Annotated in this window: 6 protein-coding genes; 3 read left to right on the top strand and 3 right to left on the bottom strand. The window is 74.8% G+C overall.

Annotated elements, in window-relative coordinates; translation table 11 throughout:
• The first annotated feature begins 232 nt into the window (after positions 1-232).
• Positions 233-637, top strand: coding sequence for an SRPBCC family protein (locus ACIQD7_RS07345; RefSeq protein WP_402440335.1), 405 nt, complete (start codon positions 233-235; stop codon positions 635-637).
• Between the two features lie 20 nt (positions 638-657).
• Positions 658-1,836 (top strand): ABC transporter permease, encoded by a 1,179-nt coding sequence (locus ACIQD7_RS07340; RefSeq protein ID WP_402440333.1) that lies wholly within the window; start codon positions 658-660, stop codon positions 1,834-1,836.
• An 84-nt stretch (positions 1,837-1,920) separates the two neighbouring features.
• On the opposite strand, the gene ACIQD7_RS07335 is transcribed toward ACIQD7_RS07340, so the two are convergent.
• The 3 genes from ACIQD7_RS07335 to ACIQD7_RS07325 all read right to left on the bottom strand — a co-directional run bounded on the left by ACIQD7_RS07335 (position 1,921) and on the right by ACIQD7_RS07325 (position 4,331).
• Positions 1,921-2,646 (bottom strand): hypothetical protein, encoded by a 726-nt coding sequence (locus ACIQD7_RS07335; protein ID WP_402440331.1) that lies wholly within the window; start codon positions 2,644-2,646, stop codon positions 1,921-1,923.
• A 19-nt stretch (positions 2,647-2,665) separates the two neighbouring features.
• On the bottom strand, positions 2,666-3,223 hold the full coding sequence (locus ACIQD7_RS07330; RefSeq protein ID WP_402440329.1) for a hypothetical protein: 558 nt from the start codon (positions 3,221-3,223) through the stop codon (positions 2,666-2,668).
• 76 nt (positions 3,224-3,299) lie between these two features.
• A complete protein-coding gene (locus tag ACIQD7_RS07325; RefSeq protein ID WP_402440327.1) occupies positions 3,300-4,331 on the bottom strand; it encodes a GlxA family transcriptional regulator in 1,032 nt (343 codons plus the stop codon).
• Between the two features lie 126 nt (positions 4,332-4,457).
• Here ACIQD7_RS07325 and ACIQD7_RS07320 point away from each other — a divergent pair, with 126 nt between their 5' ends.
• Positions 4,458-5,381 (top strand): NADP-dependent oxidoreductase, encoded by a 924-nt coding sequence (locus ACIQD7_RS07320; protein WP_402440325.1) that lies wholly within the window; start codon positions 4,458-4,460, stop codon positions 5,379-5,381.
• Positions 5,382-5,463: the final 82 nt, after the last annotated feature.

Genomic DNA, 5,463 nt, shown 5'->3' with positions numbered 1-5,463 from the left:
ACGGGCAGCCTACGGTCGCGCGCCGCGTGCGGGGGCGCGGCGGCGGTGTGACGATGGCGGTCCCGGACGGCGGTGCCCCGTACATGGGGCATCACCGTTCCGCCGGTCTTCCCGTCGAGGAGTGGGTGCGTCGCATGGACAGGTCCGCACGGGTCGAGGCGGTTGCGGGCGAGGCCCGCGAAGGGCCGTCCACGATCGGGTCGGCCGGGGGCCGGGCGGACCGATGGCGGTCATGACGCTGCGGGCCGCGGGCCCGGCGCCCGCGGAGGACGTCTGGGCGCGTTACGCCGTACCCGCCCTCTGGCCGACGTGGTCGCCGCAGATCAGGGCGGTGCGCGCGGACGGCGGGCGGATCGCGCCCGGCCTGCGGGGCGAGGTCGTCTCGTTCCTCGGCGTCTCCGCGAGGTTCGTCGTGGAGTCCGTCGACGAGGAACGGCGGCGGTGGACGTGGCGGGTCGCCCTGGGCCCGGTGCGCCTGAGGCTCCGTCACGAGGTCCTCGCCCGCCCGACCGGATCGGCCACGATCCTGCGGGTCGAGGGCCCGGCCGTGGCCCTCGCGGCCTACGCCGGTCCGGCCCGGTGGGCCCTGGGGCGTTTGGTCGCCGGGCGGGGTGGAGATCCCCTTGAGGGTGATTAGTCCGGATTAGTCTGGCGAGCATGTCCGACACGCACGAAGACGACCCTCCTCCGCACGGCGACCCCGGGCCTCCGCACGGCGACCCCGGGCCTCCGCACGGCGACCCCGGGCCTCCCCACGGCGACCCCGGGCCTCCCCACGGCGACTCCGCGCCGCCGCACGGCGCCCACGGCCGGCCGCCGAGCCGGTCCGAGCGCTGGACGGTGTTCACCCGTTCGCCCTTCTTCCCGGCGACCGTGCTGGTCCTGATCCTGGCCGCGGCCGCCGCCCTGTTCGCCGGCTCGTACACGTACACGATGGCGAACCCGACCCCCCGTCACATCCCGACGGCCGTCATCGGGGCGGCGGACTCGCCGACCGGCAGGACGTTCACCGAGGGGATGGAGCGGGCGCTGGACTCCTCGCTCGAACTGCGGCCCTACCGGACGCGTGCCGGGGCCCTGGACGCGGTGAACGAGCAGAGGGTGTTCGCCGTCATGACCCTGCGGGACGACCGCGTGGCCTTCGACGTCGCCGGGGCCTCGGGCGCCTCGGTGGCCCAGCTCCTCGCGGAGGCGGCGGTGGAGGTGGGCCGGGCGACGGGAGTGCCGGTCACGGTGGCGGACGTCAAACCGCTGCAGAAGGGCGACCCGCGCGGGCTCGCGCTGTTCTACATCTCGCTCGCCGCCGTGATCATCGGATTCGTGGGGGCCATCCAGCTCAGCGTGCACGCGAGGCCGCTGAACCCCGCCGAACGGATCGCCTTCACCGCGCTCTACGCCCTGCTGGGCGGATTCGCCATCGCCGCGACCGTGGACTGGCTGCTCGGCGCGCTCGACCTGCCGTTCGTCGAGTCGTGGCTGATCCTCGCGCTGACCATGTTCGCCTCCGGCATGGTCTTCTCCATGTTCAACACCCTGATCGGGCGCTGGGCGATGCTTCCCACCTGGGGGCTGATGGTGCTCCTCGGCAACCCCTCCTCGGGCGGCGCGGTGTCCTGGCCGCTGCTGCCGTCGCCGCTCGGGCACATCGGCCAGTGGCTGCCGCCGGGCGCCTCGGTGAACGCACAGCACACGGCGGTGTACTTCGGCGGCCACCAGCACCTCTTCCCCTTCGTGGTGCTGGCCGGGTGGGCGCTGGTGTCCTCGGCGGTCTTCTGGGTCTGGCGGCACCGGCACCCGGGCGGCCGGGAGAGGGGCGGGGCGCACGCGGCGCCATGAGGCCCGCGCCCGGCCCGGAACCGACGCGCGGGGGCCGGCCCGCCGCGCCGTGCGCGGCCGACCGGCCCCCGGATGCCGTCGGGCTCAGTGCTGAGGGGTGGAGGTGGTCAGGAGCCGGTTGAAGAACGAGCGGTACTCGCGCAGCGCCACGCGGAGGGCCTCCGTGTCGGCGTCCCGGCCCTCGCCCCACTGCCCTTCGAGGGTGTGCTTGTGGTCGGCGAAGGCGGCGGCCAGCGTCTTCATCACGTCGGCGACGAGCTCGTCGGCCGAGTGGACCGCCTCGCGCGGGTCGTCGACGAACCGGCCCTGGATCTCGCGCCAGCGCTTGCGGTACGCGTCGCCGTCCTCCTGGCCGAGCAGGTCCGGGACGTGCTCGTCCTCCCCGCGTCCGGCGACGCCCGACAGCGGTCCGGGACGGGCCTCGGACTCCCCGGCCGCCGTACCTGCCGTACCCGCCGGGGATGCCGTACCTGCCGGGGACGCCGGAGACGTCGGGGACGCCGGGGACTTCCGGCCCTCGGGGGCCGTGACGGGAGTGTCCGTGGACGTCGTCGCTTCCGTCGTCGTCGCCGTACTCCGCTCCGCGGTGGCGGGGTCGGGGGTACGGTCGGCGGTCTCGCGCCGTTCCGTCGCTCCGTGCGGGCCCGTCGCTTCGCGCTGTTCCGCCGCTCCGTGCCGGTCCGCTATTCCGTGCCGGTCCGCGACTCCCGGCCGTTCCACCGCCCGGGGGCGGTCCGTCGTCTCGTTCCGGTCCGTCGTTCCGTGCTGGTCGGCCGTCGTCTCGCGCTCGGCCGTGTCGTGGTCACGCATGTGTTCCGCCTCCGCGTCGTCAGGACCGGCCGGAGCCGGTCGGGGTGCCGTCGGTGAGCAGGTCGCCGAAGAGGGCGCGGTAGTGCACCATCGCCTCCCGCAGCTGTTCGGTGGTGGCCGACCGGGAGGAGCTCAGGGCGTGCACCTCCTGGGCGGCCCGGTAGTGCTCCAGCGTGCGGCCGTGCCGCACGGACAGGTCGCGCATCCGCTGCTCGTACCCCTCGGTGGGGTAACCGCGTTCGTGCATCAGGGCCGTCACCAGCCGGTCGGCCTCGTGCACCGCGCCCTCGGGCGCGTCGACGAACTCCTCCTGGAGTTCCTTCCACCGCTGCGCGTACCGCTCCTTCGTGCCGTTCGGCAGCGGCTTGATGTCCAGCTCCTGGTAACGTCGCTCCCGGGCGTCGAGGTCCTGCTCGGCGGCACGCCTGCTGCCCGTCTCCTCGACGGCGCGGTCGTACTCGGGTCCGAACCGGTCGCGCAGACGCGCCCGTCGCCGGTGGTTCACCGCGGCGACGGTGACGAGCGCGACCACCACGACGGCCGCAATGACGATGGCCAGGACGATTCCGGTCGACATCGACTCGCACCTCTCGCTCTGTCTTGTCCGTAGGACCTCGGGTGCCCTGCGCCCCGTGCTCCAAACGGACGGGACGTCACGTCCCCCGCGCGGCGTGGGCGCCGAAGGCGCGGCGGTAGGCGGCGGGGGAGACCCCGAACGCCGTACGCATGTGGGCGCGCAGGGAGTTCCCGGAGCCCAGGCCGGCGCGGTGGGCGACGAGGTCGATCGGGAGGTCGGTCGTCTCCAGGAGCTGCTTGGCGAGCTCCAGGCGCTGGGCCGTGAGCCATTGCACGGGGGTCATGCCGACCTCGTCGCGGAACCGGCGGGTGAAGGACCGCAGGCTCATCCGGGCGTGCTCGGCGAGCCGCGCGAGGGAGAGCGGCTCCGCGAGGTGTTCGAGCGCCCAGGCGCGGGTGGCGGCCGTGCCGGCCAGGGCGGGCTCCGGGACCGGCCGGTCGATGAACTGGGCCTGTCCGCCGTCCCGCCAGGGAGGCACCACGCAGATGCGGGCGGCCCGGTTGGCGGTCGCGGCCCCGTGGTCGCGGCGGATCATGTGCAGGCACAGGTCGACGCCCGCCGCCACGCCCGCGGAGGTCAGGACGTCGCCGTCGTCGACGAAGAGCACGTCCTCGTCGAGCTTGACCTTCGGATAGGCCCGGCGGAACTCCGGCGCCAGGTTCCAGTGGGTGGTGGCCGGACGCCCGTCGAGGAGCCCGGCGGCGGCGAGCACGTAGGAACCGGTGCAGATGGACACCAGACGGGTGCCGGGCCGGATGCCGGCGATCGCCGAGGCGACCTCGGGCGGCAACGGGCCGCCGCGCCCCAGCTCGGGCATGGCGTGCGTGGGCGGGACGATCACGGTGTCGGCGGCCGCGAGGGCCTCGGGTCCCGCGGTCGGCTGCACGGTGAAACCGGCGTCGCTGGCCACGGGGGCGCCGTCGACCGTGCAGACCGTGACCTCGTAGAGGAGACGGCCGTCGGCCTCCATGGCGCTGCCGAAGACCCGGGAGGGGATGCCGAGCTCGAACGGCGGCACGCCGGGGAGCGCGAGCACGGCGATCCGGTGCGGCGCCGCCCGCGCCCCTTCCCGCTCGTTCCACACCGTCCGGTCGCGTGTCGCCCTCATGGCCGGATCCTGTCACATAGTGGCCGCCCGGCCAACACCGTACGGGGGCGCCGCGACGGATGGTGGACCCGTCGCCACCGGAAGGGTTCCGGGGCGCACCGATCGATACGGAAAGAGGCGGACGACATGCGCGCGATGGTCGTGGAGCGGTGGGGCGGTCCCGAGAACATGGTCGAGCGGGACGTGGAGCGCCCCGAACCCGGCCTGAACGAGGTCCTGGTGCGGGTCCACGCGGCCGGGGTGAACCCCGTCGACTGGAAGACCCGTGCGAGCGGGTCGATGATCGACTGGGGCGCCCTCCCCGTCGTCGGCTGGGACGTGTCCGGCACGGTGGAGGCGGTCGGCCCCGGCGTGGGCGTCTTCCGCCCCGGTGACGAGGTCTACGGAATGCCGCTCTTCCCCCGCCAGGCGGGCGGATACGCCGAGTACGTGGTGTCCCCGGCCCGGCACCTCGCCCCCAAGCCCGCCTCCCTGACCCACGTGGAGGCCGCGGCGCTGCCGCTGGCCGGGCTCACCGCCCGGCAGGCCCTCGTGGACGCGGCGGACGTCCGGCCGGGGGAGCGCGTCCTCGTGCACGCGGCGGCCGGCGGCGTGGGGCACCTCGCCGTGCAGATCGCCAGGGCCCGCGGGGCGTACGTCATCGGTACGGCGAGCGCGGCCAAGCACGACCTGGTGCGGGAGCTGGGCGCGGACGAGGTGGTCGACTACCGCGAGGCCCGCTTCGAGGACGTCCTCTCCTCGGTGGACGTCGTGCTGGACGGCATCGGCGGGGAGACGGGCGAGCGCTCCCTGAAGCTGCTCCGCCCCGGGGGCAGGCTGATCACCCTGCTGTCCCCGGACGGCGTCCCCGCCGCTCCGGACGGCGTGCGCGCGGCCTGGATCCTGGTCGAACCCGACCACCTCGGCCTGCGCGAGCTCACGGCCCTGGTGGAGCGCGGCGAGCTGAGGCCGGTGGTCGACACCGTGCTCCCGCTCGCCGAGGCGGCGAAGGCCCACGCGATCGGCGAACAGGGCCGCACCACGGGGAAGATCGTCCTGACGGTCGCCTGACCCCACGGCGCGCGTGCGGTCCACCGCCGCCCCGGTGCCGTACGCGCGCCGCCGCCGGGCCCGGCGTGCAGAATGCCGGACG

The organism is Streptomyces sp. NPDC093071, assembly GCF_044754545.1.
Lineage (GTDB): Bacteria > Actinomycetota > Actinomycetes > Streptomycetales > Streptomycetaceae > Streptomyces.
The sequence above is the reverse complement of the archived record's forward strand: the minus strand, read 5'-3'. Positions and strand labels throughout refer to the sequence as shown.